This window comes from Streptomyces sp. NPDC019443 (assembly GCF_044389785.1).
Classification (GTDB): domain Bacteria; phylum Actinomycetota; class Actinomycetes; order Streptomycetales; family Streptomycetaceae; genus Streptomyces.
In genome coordinates, this window is the sequence record NZ_JBIRYJ010000001.1 from 123,525 (window position 1) to 145,274 (window position 21,750).

General features: G+C 69.2%; 18 protein-coding genes. 12 read left to right on the plus strand and 6 right to left on the minus strand.

Annotated elements, in window-relative coordinates; all coding sequences use genetic code 11:
• Positions 1-45 precede the first annotated feature (45 nt).
• The 11 genes from ACH492_RS00545 to ACH492_RS00595 all read left to right on the plus strand — a co-directional run bounded on the left by ACH492_RS00545 (position 46) and on the right by ACH492_RS00595 (position 13,146).
• Positions 46-969: a carbohydrate ABC transporter permease gene (locus tag ACH492_RS00545; RefSeq protein ID WP_398981277.1), complete on the plus strand. Its 924-nt coding sequence runs from the start codon at positions 46-48 to the stop codon at positions 967-969.
• Between the two features lies 1 nt (position 970).
• A complete protein-coding gene (locus tag ACH492_RS00550; RefSeq protein ID WP_398981279.1) occupies positions 971-1,888 on the plus strand; it encodes a carbohydrate ABC transporter permease in 918 nt (305 codons plus the stop codon).
• Positions 1,889-1,983: 95 nt separating this feature from the next.
• Entirely contained in the window at positions 1,984-2,451 is a 468-nt protein-coding gene (locus ACH492_RS00555; protein WP_398981281.1) for a MarR family winged helix-turn-helix transcriptional regulator, read from the plus strand.
• A 2-nt stretch (positions 2,452-2,453) separates the two neighbouring features.
• Positions 2,454-2,897, plus strand: a complete 444-nt coding sequence (locus tag ACH492_RS00560) for a MarR family winged helix-turn-helix transcriptional regulator (protein ID WP_398981282.1) — start codon at positions 2,454-2,456, stop codon at positions 2,895-2,897.
• 211 nt (positions 2,898-3,108) lie between these two features.
• Positions 3,109-4,308: an ROK family protein gene (locus ACH492_RS00565; protein ID WP_398981284.1), complete on the plus strand. Its 1,200-nt coding sequence runs from the start codon at positions 3,109-3,111 to the stop codon at positions 4,306-4,308.
• Positions 4,309-4,429: 121 nt separating this feature from the next.
• A complete protein-coding gene (locus ACH492_RS00570) occupies positions 4,430-5,542 on the plus strand; it encodes a substrate-binding domain-containing protein (RefSeq protein ID WP_398981286.1) in 1,113 nt (370 codons plus the stop codon).
• Between the two features lie 184 nt (positions 5,543-5,726).
• On the plus strand, positions 5,727-6,515 hold the full coding sequence (locus ACH492_RS00575; protein ID WP_398981288.1) for an ATP-binding cassette domain-containing protein: 789 nt from the start codon (positions 5,727-5,729) through the stop codon (positions 6,513-6,515).
• On the plus strand, positions 6,512-7,801 hold the full coding sequence (locus ACH492_RS00580; protein WP_398981290.1) for a sugar ABC transporter permease: 1,290 nt from the start codon (positions 6,512-6,514) through the stop codon (positions 7,799-7,801). Before ACH492_RS00575 ends, ACH492_RS00580 begins: the two co-directional genes overlap by 4 nt.
• A gap of 183 nt (positions 7,802-7,984) precedes the next feature.
• Positions 7,985-9,898 (plus strand): 1-deoxy-D-xylulose-5-phosphate synthase, encoded by a 1,914-nt coding sequence (gene dxs, locus ACH492_RS00585; RefSeq protein ID WP_398981292.1) that lies wholly within the window; start codon positions 7,985-7,987, stop codon positions 9,896-9,898.
• A gap of 143 nt (positions 9,899-10,041) precedes the next feature.
• Positions 10,042-11,559, plus strand: coding sequence for an amino acid permease (locus ACH492_RS00590; RefSeq protein ID WP_398981294.1), 1,518 nt, complete (start codon positions 10,042-10,044; stop codon positions 11,557-11,559).
• 96 nt (positions 11,560-11,655) lie between these two features.
• Positions 11,656-13,146, plus strand: a complete 1,491-nt coding sequence (locus ACH492_RS00595; protein WP_398981296.1) for an ArnT family glycosyltransferase — start codon at positions 11,656-11,658, stop codon at positions 13,144-13,146.
• Here ACH492_RS00595 and ACH492_RS00600 read toward each other — a convergent pair.
• Positions 13,125-13,508: an NTP pyrophosphohydrolase gene (locus tag ACH492_RS00600; protein ID WP_398981298.1), complete on the minus strand. Its 384-nt coding sequence runs from the start codon at positions 13,506-13,508 to the stop codon at positions 13,125-13,127. The genes ACH492_RS00595 and ACH492_RS00600 overlap by 22 nt on opposite strands.
• A 114-nt stretch (positions 13,509-13,622) precedes the next feature.
• Between ACH492_RS00600 and ACH492_RS00605 the strand changes: the two genes are divergently transcribed.
• Positions 13,623-14,774, plus strand: coding sequence for a hypothetical protein (locus ACH492_RS00605; protein ID WP_398981300.1), 1,152 nt, complete (start codon positions 13,623-13,625; stop codon positions 14,772-14,774).
• A gap of 92 nt (positions 14,775-14,866) precedes the next feature.
• On the opposite strand, the gene ACH492_RS00610 is transcribed toward ACH492_RS00605, so the two are convergent.
• From ACH492_RS00610 to ACH492_RS00630, 5 genes are all read right to left on the minus strand, one after another.
• Positions 14,867-16,996 carry a 3-hydroxyacyl-CoA dehydrogenase NAD-binding domain-containing protein gene (locus tag ACH492_RS00610; protein ID WP_398981302.1) on the minus strand — a complete coding sequence of 710 codons (2,130 nt, stop codon included), beginning with the start codon at positions 16,994-16,996 and terminating at the stop codon, positions 14,867-14,869.
• A complete protein-coding gene (locus ACH492_RS00615) occupies positions 16,993-18,213 on the minus strand; it encodes a thiolase family protein (protein ID WP_398981304.1) in 1,221 nt (406 codons plus the stop codon). The genes ACH492_RS00610 and ACH492_RS00615 overlap by 4 nt, the downstream gene beginning before the upstream one ends.
• A 246-nt stretch (positions 18,214-18,459) precedes the next feature.
• Positions 18,460-19,734 carry an HRDC domain-containing protein gene (locus ACH492_RS00620; RefSeq protein ID WP_398981306.1) on the minus strand — a complete coding sequence of 425 codons (1,275 nt, stop codon included), beginning with the start codon at positions 19,732-19,734 and terminating at the stop codon, positions 18,460-18,462.
• Between the two features lie 78 nt (positions 19,735-19,812).
• The gene (locus tag ACH492_RS00625; protein WP_215090828.1) at positions 19,813-20,475 is read right to left on the minus strand and encodes a response regulator transcription factor; all 663 of its coding nucleotides are present in this window, start codon (positions 20,473-20,475) and stop codon (positions 19,813-19,815) included.
• A gap of 445 nt (positions 20,476-20,920) precedes the next feature.
• Positions 20,921-21,592, minus strand: coding sequence for a DUF3000 domain-containing protein (locus tag ACH492_RS00630; protein WP_398981308.1), 672 nt, complete (start codon positions 21,590-21,592; stop codon positions 20,921-20,923).
• Positions 21,593-21,750: the final 158 nt, after the last annotated feature.

The following is a 21,750-nucleotide window of genomic DNA, read 5'->3' on the forward strand; positions in this document are numbered from 1 at the left end:
GCGTCACCAGCGGCGGCATTCGCCGGAAGATCGGGGTCGGTAACCATGCAACACGGCAAGTACCGGTTCATCGTGGGGTTCTTGGTGGCCCCACTGGCGTTGTACGCAGTCTTCGTCATATGGCCGTTCATCCAGTCCATTTACTACTCCTTCACGGACTGGACCGGCCTGAGCCCGGACTTCAAGATGGTCGGCTTCGACAACTACAGTCGAATGCTGGACGACGACATCTTCTGGAAGTCGCTCCAGCACAGCCTGTGGTTCGCGCTGCTGCTGCCGCTGGTGACGCTCGGCCTCGCGCTGTTCTTCGCCTTCATGCTCAATGTCGGCGGGCGGCGCCGTAAGGGCGCCGCCATCGCCGGAGTGCGCGGTTCGTCGTTCTACAAGATCGCGTACTTCTTCCCGCAGGTGCTGTCGATCGCGATCGTGGCCCTGCTGTTCCAGTTCGCGTACAACCCCAACGAGGGCGCGATCAACGGAGCGTTGCGGGCCGTGGGCCTCGACAGCATCCAGCCGGGCTGGCTCGGCGACCCCGATCTCGCCCTGTGGTGCGTCATGGCGGTCCTGGTCTGGAGCACGGTCGGATTCTTCGTCGTGCTGTTCTCCGCGGGCATGGCGTCCATCCCCAGGGACTTCTACGAGGCGGCGCTGCTGGACGGCGCGAACCGGTTCACCACCTTCTTCCGGATCACCCTGCCCCTGCTGTGGGACACCGTGCAGTCGGGCTGGGTCTACATGGGAATCCTGGCCCTGGGCGCGGAGTCCTTCGCGGTCGTACAGATCATGACCGTGGGCCCCGGCGGACCCGACTACTCGACGACGGTGCTCACGCTGTACGTCTACCAAACGGCGTTCCGCGACGGCCAGGCGGCATACGCGACAACGATCGGTGTCGCCCTGCTCGTCGTCACGCTGGCCTTCGCGGCCGTCGTGATGCGGCTCGGCCGGCGCGAGCGGCTGGAGTTCTGACATGAAGACGACTGACACCCCGCCCGCCGGCATCTCCGAGGACCGCCCGCCGGTGGTGAAGACGACAGCCCTGCCCGCCAGGACGAAGAGGACCGAGGGCGGCGTCCTCAACGTCTTCTCGCACGGTGTGCTCGTCATCTGGGCGATCATGGTCGTCCTGCCGCTGCTCTGGGCGGTGATGACCTCGTTCAAGACCGACAAGGCCATCTTCACCTCGCCGTGGTCACTGCCCGACTCGCTGCACTTCGAGAACTGGTCGCGCGCCTGGAGCCAGGCGCACATGAGCGACTATTTCCTCAACACCGTTCTGGTGGTGGGCGGTTCGCTGGTCGGGACGCTGCTGTTCGGCTCGATGGCCGCATACGTCCTCGCGCGTTTCGACTTCCCCGGGAACCGCTTCATCTACTTCCTCTTCATCGGAGGAATGAGCTTCCCCGTCATGCTGGCGCTGGTGCCGCTGTTCTTCGTACTGAACAACGTCGCCCTGCTGAACACGCTGCACGGCCTGATCCTGGTGTACATCGCCTACTCCCTGCCGTTCACCGTCTTCTTCCTCACCGCCTTCTTCCGTACGCTGCCGACCTCGGTGGCCGAGGCGGCGCTGATCGACGGGGCCTCCCACACCCGGACGTTCTTCCAGGTGATGCTGCCGATGGCGAAGCCGGGCCTGATCAGCGTCGCCATCTTCAACTTCCTGGGGCAGTGGAACCAGTACATGCTGCCGACCGTGCTCAACACCGAGCCGGAGAAGAAGGTGCTCTCCCAGGGCCTGGTCGAACTTGCCGTCAGCCAGGGCTACAAGGGTGACTGGTCCGGTCTCTTCGCCGGTCTGGTGATGGCGATGCTGCCGGTGCTCGCTGCGTACGTCATCTTCCAGCGGCAGGTGGTCGCCGGTCTGACCGCGGGTGCGCTGAAGTAGGAGCACCACCCCGGAACCCCGGCCCCTCGCGGGGGCCGGGGTTCCGTGTTTCATAACAGTAGCCATGTATATAGTAGCCATGTACTGTATTTGCTATGAGTGCAGCATCCGAGGGCCCCACGCCCGGCTTCCTGGTCTGGCGACTGTCGCTGAAGTGGCGGGTCGCCGTCGACCGGGCCGTCGCGCCGCTGGGCCTGACCCACGCGCAGTACTCACTGGTCGCGTCGCTGCTCGGCATGGAGCGCTCCGGGCTCCGGCCCAGCCAGCGGCAGCTTGCCGACCACACCGGCCTCGAACCGCTTTACGTGTCGAAGCTGGCCCGCGCCCTGGAGGCAGCCGGTCTCGTCGAGCGCGCCCCGGACCCCGCCGACACGCGAGCGGTCCAGCTGTCGCTCACCGCCCACGGGCGTGCGGTCACCCGGCGCGCGATCGTCGTCGTCCAGCGGCTCCTCGATCAGCTTCTGGAGCCCTTGGGGGGACTGCACGGTTCACGTGCCGAAGTCTTCTCCCGCGAACTGGCGCTCCTGCTCGACACACCACTCGACTTCCCGACCGAGGAGTAACGATGTCCACAGCCCCGACCCTCAACGGCCAGGTCATAGGCCAGGCCCACTATGCGACGCGGGCCCTTCTGAAGACAGTCCTGGCTCCCACCGGTGCCACGTTCAATCAGTCGGTGGCGCTGAACGCCGTCGCCGACGGCGGTGAGGCACTCGAGCACGGCGCCCTCGTCGCCCGGATGACCGGCGCCCTGAAGATCGACGAGTCGGCGGTCCTGGCGACCATCGGCGAGCTCGCGGAGTCGAAGCTGCTGGAGACCCTGCCCGGTGACACGTCCCGCCTTCGCCTCACGGAAGCGGGCCGGACGCTGAACGGGCGGATCCGGGCGGCCGTCGCCGAGATCACTGAGCGGCTCTACGCTGACCTCCCCGCCGACGACCTGGCGACCGCGGGCCGCCTGCTGACCCTGGTCACGGCCCGGGCCAACGCCGAGCTGTCGGACGCCTAGGCGCCCGAAAAACACCCCTTCGTCCACCCCTGCCCCAGCTGCCGCGCTGCCTCGCTCATCCGTGGTTGCCCCGCTCAAGGTCTTGACGGGATAAGCCCCGAGAGTTGAGCTTAGAGTTCACAAGTTGGAGAAACGTCGGGTGCCGCTTCGCGGTGGGCCCGGCCGGGGGCGGCCGTCGTGCCGCCCACCGGGGGCAGGAGTGGATGAGTCGATGGAGACTCCGGGGTCGCAGACATCTCTGCACCGGGCCAACCTAGAGCGGGTCGTACGCGCTGTGCGTATGGCGGGCTCGCTCACGCAGGCGGAGATCGCGAGGAGCACAGGCCTCTCCGCAGCAACGGTCTCCAATATCGTTCGCGAACTGAAAGACGGCGGAACCGTCGAGGTCACCCCCACCTCGGCCGGCGGTCGCAGGGCCCGCAGCGTCTCTCTCAGCGGCGACGCGGGCATCGTCATCGGCGTCGACTTCGGCCACACCCATCTGCGCGTCGCCATCGGCAACCTCGCCCACCAGGTGCTCGCCGAGGAGTCCGAACCGCTCGATGTGGACGCCTCGTCCGAGCAGGGCTTCGACCGGGCCGAACAGCTGGTCAACCGGCTGATCGCGGCGACCGGGATCGGCCAGGACAAGGTGATCGGCGTCGGTCTCGGTGTACCGGGTCCGATCGACGTGGAGTCCGGCACCCTCGGCTCCACCGCGATCCTGCCGGGCTGGACCGGGATCAACCCCAGCGAGGAGCTCTCCGGGCGGCTCGGCGTGCCTGTGTACGTCGACAACGACGCCAACCTCGGCGCCTTGGGCGAGCTGGTCTGGGGCAGTGGCCGCGGTGTCAAGGACCTCGCGTACATCAAGGTCGCCAGCGGCGTCGGCGCCGGCCTGGTGATAGACGGCCAGATCTACCGCGGCCCGGGCGGCACGGCCGGCGAGATCGGCCACATCACGCTGGATGAATCGGGCCCGGTCTGCCGCTGCGGCAACCGCGGCTGTCTGGAGACGTTCACCGCCGCCCGCTACGTACTGCCGCTGCTCCAGTCCAGCCATGGACCCGATCTGACCATGGAGCGCGTGGTGCAGCTGGCGCGCGAGGGCGACCCAGGCTGCCGCCGCGTGGTCGCCGATGTGGGGCGGCACATCGGCAGCGGCGTGGCCAATCTGTGCAACCTGCTCAACCCGAGTCGCGTCGTGCTGGGCGGAAATCTTGCGGAAGCGGGAGAATTGGTTCTCGGACCGATCCGGGAGTCGGTCTCGCGTTACGCGATTCCCAGCGCGGCGCGTCAGCTGTCCGTCCTTCCGGGGGCGCTCGGAGGGCGTGCCGAAGTGCTGGGTTCACTGGCCCTCGTACTCAGCGAAATGGGCGATTCGACCCTTCTGGACAGTCCGCTCCCTGTCGGAGCACCTGCCTTCACTTAGATAACGAATGGCACCGTTGTCATCTCGTTAAGGATTTACTCCTTGACGCTGGCAGCGGGGCCGAGTTGACTTCCAGCCACCTCGGCCGCAACGACGCGGCCTCGTCAGGGAGGTTTCGAAGATGAACATGCGAATGCGTCGTGCCGCCGTTGCTGTAGCAGCCACCACGATGGCTGTTTCCCTCGCCGCGTGTGGCAGCGCCAAGGAGTCCGGCGACAAGACCAAGGAGACCGGCGCCGGCAAGGGCGACGCGATCAAGATTGGTCTGCTGCTGCCGGAGAACCAGACGGCGCGCTACGAGCAGTTCGACAAGCCGCTCATCGAGAAGAAGATCAGCGAGCTGACCAACGGCAAGGCCGAGGTCATTTACGCCAACGCCAAGCAGGACGCGACGCTGCAGAACCAGCAGGTCGACACCATGATCACCAACAAGGTCGACGCGCTGATCGTGGACGCGGTGGACTCCAAGGCCATCGCCGGCTCGGTCAAGAGGGCCAAGGAAGCGAACATCCCGGTCGTTGCCTTCGACCGCCTGGCCGAGGGCCCGATCGACGCCTACACCTCGTTCGACAACGAAGAGGTCGGCCACGTCCAGGGCAAGGCGCTCCTCACCGCCCTCGGCGCCAAGGCCAAGGACGGCCAGATCGTCATGATGAACGGCGCCGTCACCGACCCGAACGCCGCCCTCTTCAAGAAGGGCGCGCACGCCGAGCTCGACGGCAAGGTGAACATCGGCAAGGAGTACGACACCAAGGAGTGGAAGCCGGAGAACGCCAACGCCAACATGGAGGCCGCGATCTCGGCCCTCGGCAAGGACAAGATCATAGGCGTCTACTCCGCCAACGACGGCATGGCGGGCGGCATCATCACCGCCCTGAAGGCCGGCGGCTTCGCCAAGCTCCCGCCGGTCACCGGCCAGGACGCCGAGCTCGCCGGTGTGCAGCGGATCGTCGCGGGTGAGCAGTACGCGAGCGTTTACAAGCCGTACGCGCCGGAGGCCGCTGCCGCCGCCGAGATGGCCGTCGCGCTCGCCAAGGGCGAGAAGCTCGACTCCATCGCCAAGGAGAAGGTGGACAGCCCCACCAACAAGGGCATCCCGTCCGTGCTCGTCCCGGTCGTCTCGCTGACCAAGGACAACATCAACGACACGGTCATCAAGGACGGCGTGTACACGGCCGCCCAGATCTGCACCGCGAAGTACAAGGCCGCCTGCGACGCACTCGGCCTGAAGTAAGTCCCCCAAGGCTTACGGGACTTACGCCCCCTGGAAGCCTGTCCGGTGCTCCGCCCCTCATTCAGCCCCCGCTATCGGGGGCGGGGCGCCGTACAGAAACGCTTCTTCCCTTCTGTTCGCTTCTGCTCAACCACCGCGCCCGTTCCCCCGGCGCGGTATCCCCGCCGGTCAGGCGGCGAAGGAGATGGTTCACGTGTCCGCTACGCCCGTGCTGGCGTTGCGCGGGGTCTCCAAGCGATTCGGTGCCGTTCAGGCGCTCACCGACGTAGAGCTTGAGGTCCACGGCGGCGAGGTGGTCGCCCTCGTAGGCGACAACGGCGCCGGAAAGTCCACGCTGGTCAAGACAATTGCCGGCGTGCACCCCATCGATGAAGGCGTCATCGAGTGGGAAGGCAGGTCCGTATCGATCGACAGGCCGCACGACGCCCAGAACCTGGGTATCGCGACCGTCTACCAGGACCTCGCGCTGTGCGACAACATCGATGTCGTCGGCAACCTCTACCTCGGCAGGGAGATCCGCAAGCGCGGCATCCTCAACGAGGTCGAGATGGAGCGCCGCGCCCGCGAGTTGCTCGACACGCTGTCGATCCGCATCCCCAGCGTGCGCATCCCGATCGCCTCGCTCTCCGGCGGCCAGCGCCAGACCGTGGCCATCGCCCGCTCCATGCTCGGCGAGCCGAAGCTCGTCATCCTCGACGAGCCCACCGCGGCCCTCGGCGTCGAGCAGACCGCCCAGGTTCTCGACCTCGTCGAGCGGCTCCGCGAGCGCGGCCACGCGGTCATCCTCATCAGCCACAACATGGCCGATGTGAAGGCCGTCGCGGACAAGGTGGCGGTGCTCCGGCTCGGCCGGAACAACGGCGTCTTCGACGTCAAGGTCACCTCGCAGGAAGAGATCATCTCCGCCATCACCGGCGCCACGGACAACGCCGTGACCCGGCGTGCGGCGCGCAGCACGGAGGTTCAGAAGTGAACACCGAAAAGACCTCCACTCCCACCGACGCGCCCGTCGTCAACCCCGAGGCCGCCCACGACGCGGTCACCGCGGTCGACCCCCGGCTGCTGGTCCGCGAGCAGGGCTTCGCCGGCTACCTCACGGAGTTCAAGCGCAAGCTGCACTCCGGCGACCTGGGCTCGATGCCCGTGATCATCGGCCTGGTCATCATCGCCGTGGTCTTCCAGAGCCTGAACTCGAACTTCCTCTCCGCGCAGAACCTCAGCAACATCGCGGTCACGATGGTCGCCACCGGCATGATGGCCGTCGGCATCATCTTCGTGCTGCTGCTCGGCGAGATCGACCTGTCGGTCGGCTCGGTCAGCGGCGTCGCCGGCGCGATCGCCGCCGTCATGAGCGTCACCCATGGCATCAACGAGTGGCTCGCCGTCGTCGTCGCGATCGTCAGCGGCGCGGTCATCGGCGCGCTCCACGGCTTCTTCTTCGCCCGGATCGGCGCACCCGCGTTCGCGGTCACCCTGGCCGGCCTGCTCTTCTGGCTGGGCTTCATGCTCCAGCTGCTCGGCGACCAGGGCACGATCAACCTGGACGGCGAAGGTGTGATCGGCAAGCTGACCACGTACTACTTCACGGACGTGGCGGCCGCCTATGGTCTCGCAGCGGTCGCGGTGGCCGGGTTCTTCCTCTCGGCCTTCTTCGACGCCCGCCGCCGTGAGGCCGCCGGCATCCCGTCCCGGCCGCTCGTCGACATCGTCGTGCGCACGGTTCTGCTCGCAGTGGTGGCCTTCGCCGCCGCGGCCATGTTCAACCAGTACAAGGGCCTGCCGCTGGCGCTGGTCCTCTTCCTGCTGGTGCTTGTCGTGACGGACTTCGTGCTCCGGCGCACCACGTACGGGCGCAAGATCTTCGCGCTCGGCGGCAGCGTCGAGGCCTCCCGCCGTGCCGGTATCAGCGTCACGGCGGTCCGGATCTCGGTGTTCTCGATCGCGGGCACGTTCGCCGCCATCGGCGGTCTGTTCTGGGCGTCCAAGATCGCGGCGGCCAACCAGAGCGCCGGCGCCGGTGACCTGCTGATGAACGTCATCGCGGCGGCCGTCATCGGTGGCACCAGCCTGTTCGGCGGACGCGGCCGGACCTGGAACGCGCTGCTCGGGGTCATGGTGATCGTCTCCATCCAGTACGGACTCGCGCTGGAAGGCATTGCCACCCCGATCCAGTACATGATCACCGGTGGCGTGCTGCTGGCGACCGTGGTGATCGACTCCCTCACCCGCAAGACACAGAAGACAGCGGGCCGCGCCTGACCGCGGTTCCGCAGGAGTGCCCGGCGCCGTTGGCGGTGCCGGGCACCTCTGCGTATGCGGGCTCCTCTGCGTGTTCATCCGAATGCGTGATGTAGATCGCACCGCCCGGCGACCGGCGCCGCAGGCGGAACATTAGACTCGACAAACCGGCAAGCTAGACCGCACAACTGCAAGGAGGCACGGGTGGCGCTGCTGACCCGCATCACGGGACCGCGCGATCTGGACCGGCTCAGCCCGGAGCAGCTGGACCAGCTGGCTGCCGAGATCCGGACCTTCCTCGTGGACGCCGTCTCCAAGACGGGCGGCCATCTCGGTCCCAACCTGGGCGTGGTCGAGCTGACCATCGCACTGCACCGTGTCTTCGACTCCCCGAAGGACAAGGTCCTCTGGGACACCGGCCACCAGAGCTACGTCCACAAGCTGCTGACAGGCCGGCAGGACTTCTCCAGGCTCAAGATGAAGGGCGGCCTCTCCGGCTACCCCGCGCGTGCCGAGTCCGAGCACGACATCATCGAGAACTCCCACGCCTCGACCGTGCTCGGCTGGGCCGACGGCCTCGCCAAGGCCAACGAGGTGCTGAAGAAGGACGACCACGTCGTCGCCGTCATCGGCGACGGAGCCCTCACCGGCGGTATGGCCTGGGAGGCCCTGAACAACATCGCGGCCGCCAAGGACCGTCCCCTGGTGATCGTCGTCAACGACAACGAGCGCTCCTACGCCCCCACCATCGGCGGCCTCGCCAACCACCTCGCCACACTGCGCACCACCGACGGCTACGAGCGGTTCCTGGCCCGCGGCAAGGACATCCTGGAGCGCACCCCCGTCGTCGGGAAGCCGCTCTACGAGACCCTGCACGGTGCCAAGAAGGGCCTCAAGGACTTCATCGCCCCGCAGGGCATGTTCGAGGACCTCGGCCTCAAGTACGTCGGCCCCATCGACGGTCACGACATCGAAGCCCTGGAGTCCGCGCTCGCCCGCGCCAAGCGCTTCGGCGGGCCCGTGATCGTCCACTGCCTCACCGAGAAGGGCCGTGGCTATCAGCCCGCCCTCCAGGACGAGGCGGACCGCTTCCACGCCGTCGGCAAGATCCACCCCGACACCGGCCTGCCGATCGCCAGTTCCGGCCTCGACTGGACCTCGGTCTTCGGCGAGGAGATGGTCGAGCTGGGCAAGGAGCGGGGGGACATCGTCGCGATCACCGCGGCGATGCTGCAGCCGGTCGGCCTCGACAAGTTCTCGAGGGCCTTCCCCGACCGGGTCTACGACGTCGGCATCGCCGAGCAGCACGGCGCGGTCTCCGCCGCCGGCCTCGCGACCGGCGGACTGCACCCCGTCTTCGCCGTGTACGCCACCTTCCTCAACCGCGCCTTCGACCAAGTGCTGATGGATGTGGCCCTGCACAAGTGCGGCGTGACGTTCGTTCTCGACCGGGCCGGCGTCACCGGCACCGACGGCGCCTCGCACAACGGCATGTGGGACATGTCGATCCTGCAGTGCGTGCCCAGCCTGCGGATCGCGGCCCCGCGCGACGCCGACCAGGTCCGCGCCCAGCTGCGCGAGGCCGTCGAGGTCGATGACGCGCCGACCGTGGTGCGCTTCTCCAAGGGCGCGGTCGGCCCCGCAGTGAAGGCTGTCGGGAAGGTCGGCGGCATGGACCTCCTGCGTACCGCCGGCACGGACCGGCCCGACGTCCTCCTCGTCTCCGTCGGCGCGCTCGCACCGATGTGCCTGGAGATCGCCGATCTGCTCGACGCCCAGGGCATCACGACCACCGTCGTCGACCCGCGCTGGGTCAAGCCGGTCGACGAGGCCCTCGCGCCGCTCGCCGAGCAGCACCGCGTCGTCGTCACCGTCGAGGACAACAGCCGTGCGGGCGGCGTCGGTTCGGCGGTCGCCCAGGCGCTGCGCGACGCGAGCGTCGACGTACCGCTGCGCGACTTCGGCATCCCGCCGCGCTTCCTCGACCACGCCTCCCGCAAGGAGGTCATGGCGGAGATCGGCCTGACCGCGCCGGACATCGCCCGTCAGGTCACCGGTCTCGTCTCCAAGTTGGACGGCCGGTTCGACACCGAGGCGGTCGAGCCCGCCCGCGACTGACCTGTAGCGCCGAAGGGCCGGTGGGTTCACCCTGTATGGGTGGTCCGACCGGCCCATTCGCGTGAAATCCACCCGTACGGAGCCCTCTCGGACCGCCAATGTCTCAATCATGGCGTTCACGACGAGTGCGTGGAGGTACGCCGGTGAGTACGCAGCAGGACACGGGACCAGCCGGAGGCGGCCTGTTCCGGACCAAGACGGTCGAACAGTCGATCCGTGATACCGAGGAGCCGGAGCACGCGCTCAAGAAATCCCTCTCCGCGCTGGACCTGACGGTCTTCGGGGTCGGGGTCATCATCGGCACCGGCATCTTCGTTCTCACGGGCAAGGTGGCCAAGGAGACGGCGGGTCCCGCGACCGCCCTCGCGTTCGTGGCCGCGGGCATCGTCTGTGGCCTCGCCGCGCTCTGCTACGCCGAGTTCGCCTCCACCGTCCCGGTTGCAGGATCGGCGTACACCTTCTCGTACGCCTCGCTCGGTGAGCTGGTCGCCTGGACCATCGGGTGGGACCTGGTCCTGGAGTTCGCCCTCGGCACCGCGGTGGTGGCGGTCGGCTGGTCGGGCTATGTCCGCTCGCTGATGGACAACGTCGGCTGGCACATGCCCGAAGCGCTCTCCGGGCCCGATGTGGCGGTAGGATTCGGCTTCGATCTCCTGGCCTTCGTGCTGGTGCTGATTCTCACGGTCATCCTGGTGCTCGGCATGAAACTGTCCGCCCGGGTCACGGCGGTCGTGGTCGCCATCAAACTGGCCGTGGTCATGATCGTGATCGTCGCGGGCGCCTTCTTCATCAAGGCCGACAACTACTCGCCCTTCATCCCCAAGGCGCAGCCACAACCCGCCGGTGCCGGTCTGGACGCCCCTCTGGTCCAGCTCATCTTCGGATACGCACCCACCAACTTCGGCGTCATGGGCATCTTCACCGCCGCCTCCGTCGTCTTCTTCGCCTTCATCGGCTTCGATGTGGTGGCCACCGCCGCCGAGGAGACCAAAGTCCCGCAGAGGGACATGCCGCGCGGCATCCTCGGTTCGCTCTTGATCTGCACCGTGCTCTATGTCGCCGTTTCGCTGGTGGTCACCGGCATGCAGCACTACACCGAAATGTCGGTGAGCGCCCCGCTCGCCGACGCCTTCAAGGCCGTCGGGCACCCGTTCTACGCCGGTGTCATCAGCTTCGGCGCCGCGGTCGGACTCACCACGGTGTGCATGATTCTGCTGCTCGGTCAGACCAGGGTGTTCTTCGCGATGAGCAGGGACGGGCTGCTGCCGCGGTTCTTCTCCGTCACACACCCGCGCTTCCGCACGCCCTACCGGCCGACCATCCTGCTCGGCGTGATCATCGCGATCATCGCGGGCTTCACCAGCATCAACGAGCTCGCGACACTGGTGAACATCGGCACGCTCTTCGCGTTCGTCGTCGTCGCACTCGGCGTGATCGTCCTGCGCCGCACCAGGCCCGAACTGCACCGCGCGTTCCGTACCCCCTGGGTGCCGCTGATTCCGATCCTCTCGGTGGCCGCCTCGGTCTGGCTGATGCTCAATCTGCCGGCCGAGACCTGGGTGCGGTTCGCCATCTGGATGGCGCTCGGCTTCCTCGTGTACTTCGTGTACGGGCGCCACCACAGCCGCCTCGGCAAGCTGGGTGCCGACGCCACGTACTAGACCTGTTCTGCCCGGCCCCGTATGCCCCGCTTCGGGGGGACTGCGGGGCCGGATACTGTGCTCTTCCGGGTGAACCCCGGACCGCGAAAGGCAGGCATGCCCGTCGAGCCGTCGTCGTCCCTACGGTACGTATCCGCAACCGCATTGCCCCGGCAGCGAGGCCGTGCTCCGTCCGCCGTCCCTCCGCCCGGCTACTGGCGGCGGCTGCTCCCGGTGCTGGCCCTGCTCGCCCTCCTCACCCGCATCCCTTCCTTCGGACGCCGGCTGTGGAACCCGGACGAGGGCTATCTCGCCGTCCAGGCAAGGATATTGGCCGACGGAGGAGCGCTGTACGACACGGTGGTCGACCGCAAACCGCCGCTGCTGCCCCTGTTGTACCAGGCCTCGTTCGCGATGTTCGGCGACGAATCCCTGCTCTCCGTCAAAATCCTGGCGGTCATCGCCCAACTGATCACCGCCGCCCTGCTCGTGGGCATCGCCCGCCGCCGCTGGGGCGACCGGGCCGGACGCACCGCAGGCGTCCTCTATCTGCTGGTCTCCATCGGCCTCAATCCGCAGGACGCGCAGGCGGCCACCTTCGAGGTCTTCATGCTGCCGTTCACGGCGGCCGCCATCTGGTGCGCGGACCGGGGCCGCTGGGCCGCGGCGGGCCTCGCGGTGGCGGGGGCCCTCCTCACCAAACAGACCGGCGGAGCAGTCCTGGTCCCGGTCCTGTGGCTGCTCTGGCAGACGTCACCGTCCCGAACAGCCTTGCTGCGTACGGGAGTCGGCCTCGGTCTCCCGGTGTTCTGCGCCGCCGGGCTGACCACTCCGCACGGCTTTGTGTTCTGGACGGTGACGGGCTCGGCTGCGTACGCCACCTTCACCGGCTCCGAACTCCACGTCCTGTTCCGGGCCCTGGTCAACTCCGCGCTGCTCGGCACCGCCTGCGCCGGACTGATCCCGCCGATCGTGCGGGTGCTGCGCATCGCCAGGACCGGCGCCACCGATCTGTGGCTGTGGCTGGCGGCGTCGGCGGCCGCTGTGCTGCTCGGCTTCCACTTCTTCGGCCACTACTACCTGCAACTGATCCCGCCGCTGGCTCTGTTGGCGACCGGAGCGCTGCAGATCCTGCCGCGCGACCGGCTCGCAACGGCCCTGCTCACCTCGGCCTGCGGGTGCGCTCTGTTCCTCGCCTGGGGGATGCTGGCGCCGCGCCCGGAGCTGGACCATGCCGAGCGACTCGCCGCCGCCGTACAGGCCCGTACAAGCCCATCGGAGCCGGTTCTGGTGTGGGGGATACACCCCGAGACGTACTGGCTCGCCGACCGGGCACCAGCCAGCAGGTATCTGACCGCCGGGCTGCTCACCAACTACAGCGGTGGCCGCAACGGTCCGCAGGTCGGTGAGAAGTACGCGATGGCCGGCGCGTGGCAGGTCTTCGCCGGCGAGATGCGCCGCGGACCGGCCCTGATCGTGGATGACTCCCGCGGCAAACCGTTCGCCCCGGAGCGGATCCCCACCCTGGACAGGCTGCTGTCCCGGCACTACGAGCCGCTGCCCGACGAGGTCGACGGCGCGGTGTTCTATGTACGCTCGGGTGGCTGAACCGCCCGCGGTCCCATGCACTCGGCGCCGTACGCCTCTACCCGCCGTCTGAGCTCCCGGTCGGCCGTGACCACGACGCAGGGCAGGCCCGCCGGACGCTCGGACACCAGCTCCACGATTCTGTCGTCCCCGCTGCCCGGCGCGGACTCGACCCGCACCCGGGGCACACTCTCCACCCCGCGGGCGGCCCCCTCCACGACGAGCACCAGCTCGACGGGACCGGGATGCCCGGGGACTCCGGCCGCCGCGACATCGACCAGTCGGTCCCGCAGCCGTTCGGCTGCCCCGCGGCGGTCGCGCCACCAGCCGTCGGGCACGGAACCGACCACATTTGCCGCGTCGACGATCACAAGCGTTCGCATCAGAAATCCCCAAAAATTCGCCGCCCGGCTGGGTGTTATTGTCGCAGCACTTCATGGAGCGTTGTATGCGGCCGCTCAATGCGGTTTCTCGTCAGGAAAGGTGGCCGGTGAGCCATGGCGTTGGGGCCTGCGCGAAGATCGAAGCAGCAGGCGGGCCGGACTCGCGAGGTTCCCACCGCACAGCGGGGCCACGCACCGGTCAGCACTGCGGAGGACGGCAGTCCGACGGCCACCGGCTGGCTGCTGCGCGGCAAGGACGGCCGGCTCACGGCGTATGCACCCACCGTGGGCGGTGTGCTCCGGTGGACCGAGAGCCGGCCTGCCGGGCCCGAGTGGTGGGGCCCCGAGCTGGTGGTCCCGGCCGACGGTCTGCTGCCGTACCTCTCCTTCGCTCAGGGAGCCGACGGCTATGTGCACCTCTTCGGCCTGCGGCAGACACCGGCGGGCGGTGACGAGGTCCGGACGGACCTCGTCCATGCGATCCAGTACCAGTCGGGCCGTCCGGTGAAGGAATGGCAGCCGCTGGGCACGCCGTATCCGAACGACTGGAAGCTCGCCGGGCAGATAGGCCGTCCGGCGTCGGTCGTGGACGGTGCCGGCAACGTCCATGTCTTCGTACGCAACGTCGGCGGCGGGGTGTGCGGCCGGAGCCAGACCTCCTCCGGAGCCTGGCGGCCATGGGCCGATCTCAAGGGCAGCGGAGCCCATGGCAGGCTCGCCGTCGCCGCGACCGGCAGCGGGCGGACGGAGATTCTCGCGCCCGCGCGCGAGGGCATCATGCGCTGGCTGCAGGACGGCGACAAGCCGCTGTTCACCAGGGACGAGGACATCCCCGCGCAGGTCCGGGACGGCTCGGTATCGGGTGTGGCGACCGGTGAGGACCGGCTCACTTTCTTCTGGCGTGACGAGAAGTCCGCCGAGGTGCACGCCTGGCGTCAGGACAGCGTGCCCGAGCCGCTGGGCGGCGGGACGGGGACGGGACCGGTGGCCGTGCTGCGGGCCTCCGTGGACGGCCACGACTGCACGCTCATGGCGCAGCGCGACGGCGACGGACGGCCCGCGCTCGCCGCGTATCCGACCGAGGACGAGCCCGCGGGCGCGGTCTGGACCGGTACCGGAGAAGCGTGCGTGGGCGCCCCGGCACTGGCCGTCGACGCCGATGGCCGCGTCGTGCTTGCCGCGTTCGCCCCGGACGGCGGCCTGCGGATCACCCGGCAGAAGACGACGGAGCCCGGTCTGGCGATGGAGGCCTGGACCCGGATCTGACGGCCGCGCGCCGCCGCCTCGAGAACGCAAACTGCCCCGGCACCGAAGGACGGTGCCGGGGCAGCTGCTTGCTCGCTTGCTCGCGACAGGCGTTACGCCGGGACGCTCGCCACGCCCTGCGGTAGGAACAGCTTGCCGTTCACGCGCTCGGAGACACCCTCGCGGTCCAGGTACGGCGTGATGCCGCCCAGGTGGAAGGGCCAGCCGGCGCCCGTGATCAGGCAGAGGTCGATGTCCTGGGCCTCGGACACGACACCCTCCTCCAGCATCAGACCGATCTCCTGCGCCACCGCGTTCAGCACGCGCTCGCGGGTCTGCTCCTCCGTCAGGACGACATCGCCCTGCTTGAGGAGAGCGCCGACCTCCGGGTCCAGCTCCGGCTTTCCGGAGTCGTAGACGTAGAAGCCGCGCTTGCCGGCCTTGACGACCGCGGCCAGGTTCTCGGAGACCGTGAACCGGTCCGGGAAGGCCCGGTTGAGGGTCTCGGAGACATGCAGGCCGATCGCGGGACCGACCAGCTCAAGCAGGACCAGCGGCGACATCGGCAGACCCAGCGGCTCGACGGCCTTCTCGGCCACCTCGACCGGAGTGCCCTCGTCGATGACGTTCTGGATCTCGCCCATGAAGCGGGTCAGGATGCGGTTGACCACGAAGGCCGGCGCGTCCTTGACCAGTACGGCGGTCTTCTTCAGCTTCTTCGCGACACCGAACGCCGTCGCCAGCGCGGCGTCGTCCGTCTGCTCGCCGCGGACGATCTCCAGCAGCGGGAGTACCGCGACCGGGTTGAAGAAGTGGAAGCCGACGACCCGCTCCGGGTGCTGCAGCTTCGACGCCATCTCGGTCACCGACAGCGAGGAGGTGTTGGTGGCGAGGATCGCGTGCGCCGGGGCGACCGCCTCGACCTCGGCGAACACCTGCTGCTTGACGCCGATCTCCTCGAAGACGGCCTCGATGATGAAGTCCGCGTCGGAGAAACCCTCGGCCTTGTCGAGGACGCCCGTCACCAGGGCCTTGAGGCGGTTGGCCTTGTCCTGGTTGATGCGGCCCTTGCCGAGCAGCTTCTCGATCTCGGCGTGGACGTAGCCCACACCCTTGTCGACGCGCTCCTGGTCGATGTCGGTCAGCACGACCGGCACCTCGAGGCGGCGCAGGAAGAGCAGCGCCAGCTGCGAGGCCATCAGACCCGCGCCGACGACGCCGACCTTGGTGACCGGACGGGCAAGCGACTTGTCCGGCGCCCCGGCCGGGCGCTTGCCGCGCTTCTGGACCAGGTTGAAGGCGTAGATGCCGCTGCGCAGCTCGCCGCCCATGATCAGGTCCGCGAGAGCGGTGTCCTCGGCGTCGAAGCCCTTCTGCAGGTCGCCGTCCTTGGCAGCCTCGATGATGTCGAGGGCGCGGTACGCGGCCGGAGCGGCGCCGTGCACCTTGGAGTCGGCGATGAAGCGGCCGCGTGCGACGGCCTGGTCCCAGGCCTCGCCGCGGTCGATCTCCGCGCGCTGGACGGCGATCTCGCCCTTGAGGACTGACGCGGTCCAGATGAGCGACTGCTCCAGGAAGTCCGCGCCCTCGAAGATCGCGTCGGCGATCCCGAGCTCGAAGACCTGCTTGCCCTTGAGCTGCTTGTTCTGGTTGAGCGAGTTCTCGATGATCACCGAGACCGCGCGGTCCGCGCCGATCAGGTTCGGCAGGATCGCGCAGCCGCCCCAGCCCGGGACGAGACCGAGGAAGACCTCGGGCAGCGAGAAGGCGGGGATCGCCGTGGAGACGGTGCGGTACGAGCAGTGCAGCCCGACCTCGACACCGCCGCCCATCGCCGCGCCGTTGTAGTACGCGAACGTCGGGACGGCGAGCCCCGACAGCCGCTTGAAGACGTCGTGGCCGCCCTTGCCGATCGCCAGCGCTTCCTCGTGGCGCTTCAGCAGCTCCACGCCCTTGAGGTCGGCGCCGACCGCGAAGATGAACGGCTTGCCGGTGATGCCGATGCCGGCGATCGTGCGCTCGGCCGCCTCCTTCTCGACCTGGTCGATGGCGGCGTTGAGGTTCGCCAGCGATTGCGGCCCGAAGGTGGTCGGCTTGGTGTGGTCCAGGCCGTTGTCCAGCGTGATGAGCGCGAACTTGCCCGCCCCGCCGGGGAGTTCGAGATGGCGCACGTGCGCCTGAGTGACTACCTCGTCCGGGAACAGCTCGGCCGCGCCCTTCAGGAGTTCAGCGGTGGTGCTCACTTGTTGCCTCCGTCGAAGTGCGGGTTCTCCCAGATGACCGTCGCGCCCATGCCGAAGCCGACGCACATGGTGGTCAGGCCGTAGCGGACCTGCGGCTGCTCCTCGAACTGCCGGGCCAGCTGCGTCATCAGACGTACGCCGGAGGAGGCCAGCGGGTGGCCGTAGGCGATGGCGCCGCCGTACTGGTTGACGCGCGCGTCGTCGTCCGCGATGCCGTAGTGCTCGAGGAAGGCCAGCACCTGGACGGCGAAGGCCTCGTTGATCTCGAACAGGCCGATGTCCGCGATGGACAGGCCCGCCTGGGCAAGGGCCTTCTCCGTCGCCGGGATCGGGCCGTAGCCCATGACCTCGGGCTCGACGCCGGCGAAGGAGTACGAGACCAGGCGCATCTTCACCGGGAGGTTGTTCTCACGGGCGAAGTCCTCGGAGGCGATGAGCGAGGCGGTGGCACCGTCGTTCAGACCCGCGGCGTTACCGGCGGTGACGCGGCCGTGGACGCGGAACGGGGTCTTCAGGCCGGAGAGGTTCTCCAGCGTGGTGCCCGGCCGCATCGGCTCGTCCGCGGTGACCAGGCCCCAGCCGGTCTCGCCGGCCTCGGCGTTGGTACGGCGTACGGAGACCGGCACCAGGTCCTGCTGGATCTTGCCGTTGGCGTACGCCTTGGCGGCCTTCTCCTGCGAGCGCACGGCGTACTCGTCGGTGCGCTGCTTGGTGATCGAGGGGTAGCGGTCGTGCAGGTTCTCCGCGGTCATGCCCATGAACAGGGCCGACTCGTCGACGAGCTTCTCCGACACGAAGCGCGGGTTGGGGTCGACTCCCTCGCCCATCGGGTGGCGGCCCATGTGCTCGACACCACCGGCGATGGCGATGTCATACGCACCAAAGGCCACGCTGCCCGCGACCGAGGTGACGGCGGTCAGGGCGCCGGCGCACATGCGGTCGATGGAGTAACCAGGCACGGACTGCGGCAGACCCGCGAGGATGCCCGCGGTCCGGCCGATGGTCAGACCCTGGTCGCCGATCTGCGTGGTCGCTGCGATCGCGACCTCGTCGATACGGGCGGGGTCGAGGTCCGGGTTGCGGCGCAGCAGCTCCCGGATCGCCTTCACGACGAGATCGTCGGCACGGGTCTCGTGGTAAATGCCCTTCGGGCCCGCCTTGCCGAACGGGGTGCGGACGCCGTCGACGAAGACGACGTCCCTGACGGTACGAGGCACGATGGCTCTCCTCCAGGGTGCGGGATGGCACTGCGGCGGGCACGCGCCTAAGCGCGCGCTTCCTCGGCTCATGCTACTTGCGGGTAACCACCCTGCCCACCCCCTACGGCGGGAGCGGTGAACGTCACACGGGGAGAGCCGGCTCGTAGCCGGGGGTTCCGCCCCCGGATCCGCGCGCCTCAATCTCCCCCAGACGTCGTCCGGGGGACCCCCACGGGGCTGACAAATTCAGCCCCGCCGCAGGCGTCAGGCCGTCGCCGTCAGCGCGCTCGCCAGCAGCGGCGCCACCTGCCCGATCTGCCAGGCGCGCGCCCCGTGCCCGGCCAGCGCCTCGGCCACCGCGGCCAGCGTGGGCTCGGCCGGCGGCTCCCAGCAGACCCGGCGGACCGTGTCCGGGGTGATCAGGTTCTCCTGCGGCAGACTGAGCTCCTCCGCGAGCGCGGAGACCGCCGCACGCGCCGCGGAGAGCCGGGCCGCGGCCGCCGGGTCCTTGTCCGCCCACGAACGCGGCGGCGGCGGGCCGTTCAGCGGCTGGCCCGGCTGCGGGAGCTCGGCGTCGGGCAGCGCCTTGGCCCGGTCGACGGCCGCCTGCCACTGCTCCAGCTGCCGTCGTCCCATCCGGTGGCCGAACCCGGGCAGCGCGGTCAGGGCCTGCACATTCGCCGGCACGGCGAGCGCCGCCTCGACGATCGCCGAGTCGCTCAGCACCTTGCCCGGCGACACATCGCGCCGCTGCGCCACCTTGTCGCGGGCCGTCCACAGCTCCCGTACGACCGCCATCTGACGGCGGCGGCGCACCTTGTGCATCCCGGACGTACGACGCCAGGGGTCCTTGCGCGGGGGAGCGGGCGGAGCCGACGCGATCGCCTCGAACTCCTGCCAGGCCCACTCCAGCTTGCCCTGCCGGTCCAGCTCCTTCTCCAGCGCGTCGCGCAGATCGACCAGCAGCTCCACATCGAGCGCGGCATAGCGCAGCCACGGCTCGGGCAGTGGGCGGGTCGACCAGTCCACCGCCGAGTGGCCCTTCTCCAGCGCGTAGCCGAGGACGGACTCGACCATCGCGCCGAGGCCGACCCGGGGGAAGCCCGCGAGGCGCCCGGCGAGCTCCGTGTCGAAGAGCCGGGTCGGGATCATGCCTATTTCGCGCAGGCAGGGGAGATCCTGGGTGGCCGCGTGCAGAATCCACTCCGTACCGGCCAGGACCTCGCCGAGCTCGGAGAGGTCGGGGCAGCCGACCGGATCGATCAGCGCGCTGCCCGCGCCTTCGCGGCGCAGCTGTACGAGATAGGCCCGCTGGCCGTAGCGGTAGCCGGACGCGCGCTCGGCGTCGACGGCGACAGGGCCGGATCCCCTGGCGAACGCGGCGATCACTTCGGCGAGTGCCGCCTCGTCGGCGACCACGGGCGGAATGCCTTCACGGGGCTCCAGCAAGGGAATCGGCGCCGGTTCGACGTCGTCCGGGGGAGCGCCCCCGGTGGTTCGCAGTGCGGTCTCTGCTGCGGTCTCTTGGGCGTCGGTCACGTGTCAAGGGTATCCGTCAACGGAGAGCGCCCGTCGACGGAACGTTCCGTCGACGGGCGCGAAGAATATGTACAGCGGTCAGTGGATGATGCCGGTCCGCAGGGCGACGGCCACCATTCCGGCCCGGTCGCCCGTGCCCAGCTTGCGCGCGATACGGGCGAGGTGGCTCTTGACGGTCAGCGCGGACAGGCCCATCGAGACGCCGATCGCCTTGTTGGACTGGCCTTCCGCGACCAGGCGGAGCACCTCGACCTCACGGCCGGAGAGCTCGCGGTAGCCGCCCGGGTGGCTCGGGGCGCCCGGGGGGCGGCGGTGCATCCGGCCGGCCACGGCGCCGATGGGGGCGGCGCCGGGTCGGGTCGGGTGCCCGATGTTCGTACGTGTGCCGGTGACGACGTAGCCCTTGACGCCGCCCGCGAGGGCGTTGCGCACGGCGCCGATGTCGTCGGCGGCGGAGAGGGCGAGGCCGTTGGGCCAGCCCGCGGCTCGGGTCTCGGACAGGAGGGTCAGCCCGGAACCGTCGGGCAGGTGGACGTCGGCAACGCAGATGTCGCGCGGGTTGCCGACGCGGGGACGGGCCTCCGCGATGGACGACGCCTCGATGACGTCACGCACTCCGAGGGCCCACAGGTGGCGGGTGACGGTGGAGCGGACGCGCGGGTCGGCCACGACGACCATGGCCGTCGGCTTGTTCGGGCGGTAGGCGACCAGGCTTGCGGGCTGCTCGAGAAGAACGGACACCAGGCCTCCTGGGAGGGTGCGGGACGGAGCCGGCTCGGGGGGAAGAAGCCGGGGCGGACCGTGCAGTTAGGGTCACAGACCTCTTCGGCACCGAACCCGTCCGCCTTTAGAGAATGATCACGATTTGGTGAGTAACAATTGGGGCAATTCGGACGAGTGATCGATCATCCTACGAGCTCCCGGCGACCCCGTGTTCGATCTTCCGGCCAGGGCCCCGGCGGTCCCGTGCACGATCTCCGGCCGCGGCCCCGGTGCGTTCCTGCGGCACGTCGCGGGCGTCAACCTCCGGGCACGTCCCAGGCGTCGGCCTGCCGGCACGTCGCGGGCGTCAACCTCCGGGCACGTCCCAGGCGTCGGCCTGCCGGCACGTCCCGGGCTGAGATCCCGGCTGCGGCTGCGAGCGCCTCTCGTGGTCAGTCTCCCGGGCGTCGCCCCGGGCGCGGAGTCACGGCTGCTGCGGGCCCCGCCGCTGTGGAAGCGAGACCACGCCCGTCGCCGCGTCCACCGGACCGGCCGGCGACGGCGGCAGCCCGGCGACCTGGCAGAGGAGATCGCACCAGGCCACGAGGTGTGCCGCCGAGTCCGGAACCCCCTCCAGACCCTCGCGCGGTGTCCACGACGCCCGGATCTCGATCTGCGTCGCCGGGCGCCGGTCGGAGAGTCCACCGAAGTAGTGAGAACTCGCGCGGGTGACGGTCCCGCTCGCCTCGCCGTACGAGAGCCCGCGCGCCTCCAGCGCGCCCGTCAGCCACGACCAGCAGACCTCGGGAAAGAGCGGATCGGCCGCCATCTCGGGCTCCAGCTCGGCGCGTACCAGCGTCACCAGCCGGAAGGTTCCCTGCCAGGCCTCGTGACCGGCCGGATCGTGCAGCAGCACCAGGCGGCCGTCCGCCAGGTCGTCGTCGCCGTCGACGACCGCCGCCTCCAGCGCGTAGGCATGCGGCGCGAGCCGCTGCGGCGGGCGCGTCGGGTCCACCTCGACCTCGGGGCGCAGCCGCGCGGCCCGCAGTGCGTCGACCGCCAGCCGGAACGCGCGCGGGACGGCATTCCCCTCCGTGCTGTCCGCGTCGTCAGCGCTGTTGGAATGATCGGAAAAATGTCCCTGAGCCGCAGCCATGCGGGGAAGAGTAGGCGGAACGGGGGCTTCGCGCAGGGAGGGACACCCGGCCCGGAGCGGCCACTTCAGGTGCACGTGCGAAGATTCTCGGCGTGAGTGCCAACGACCTTCCCCTCGCTCGAGGCTTCGCCCGAGCTGGGGATACCCCATCCTCGGGC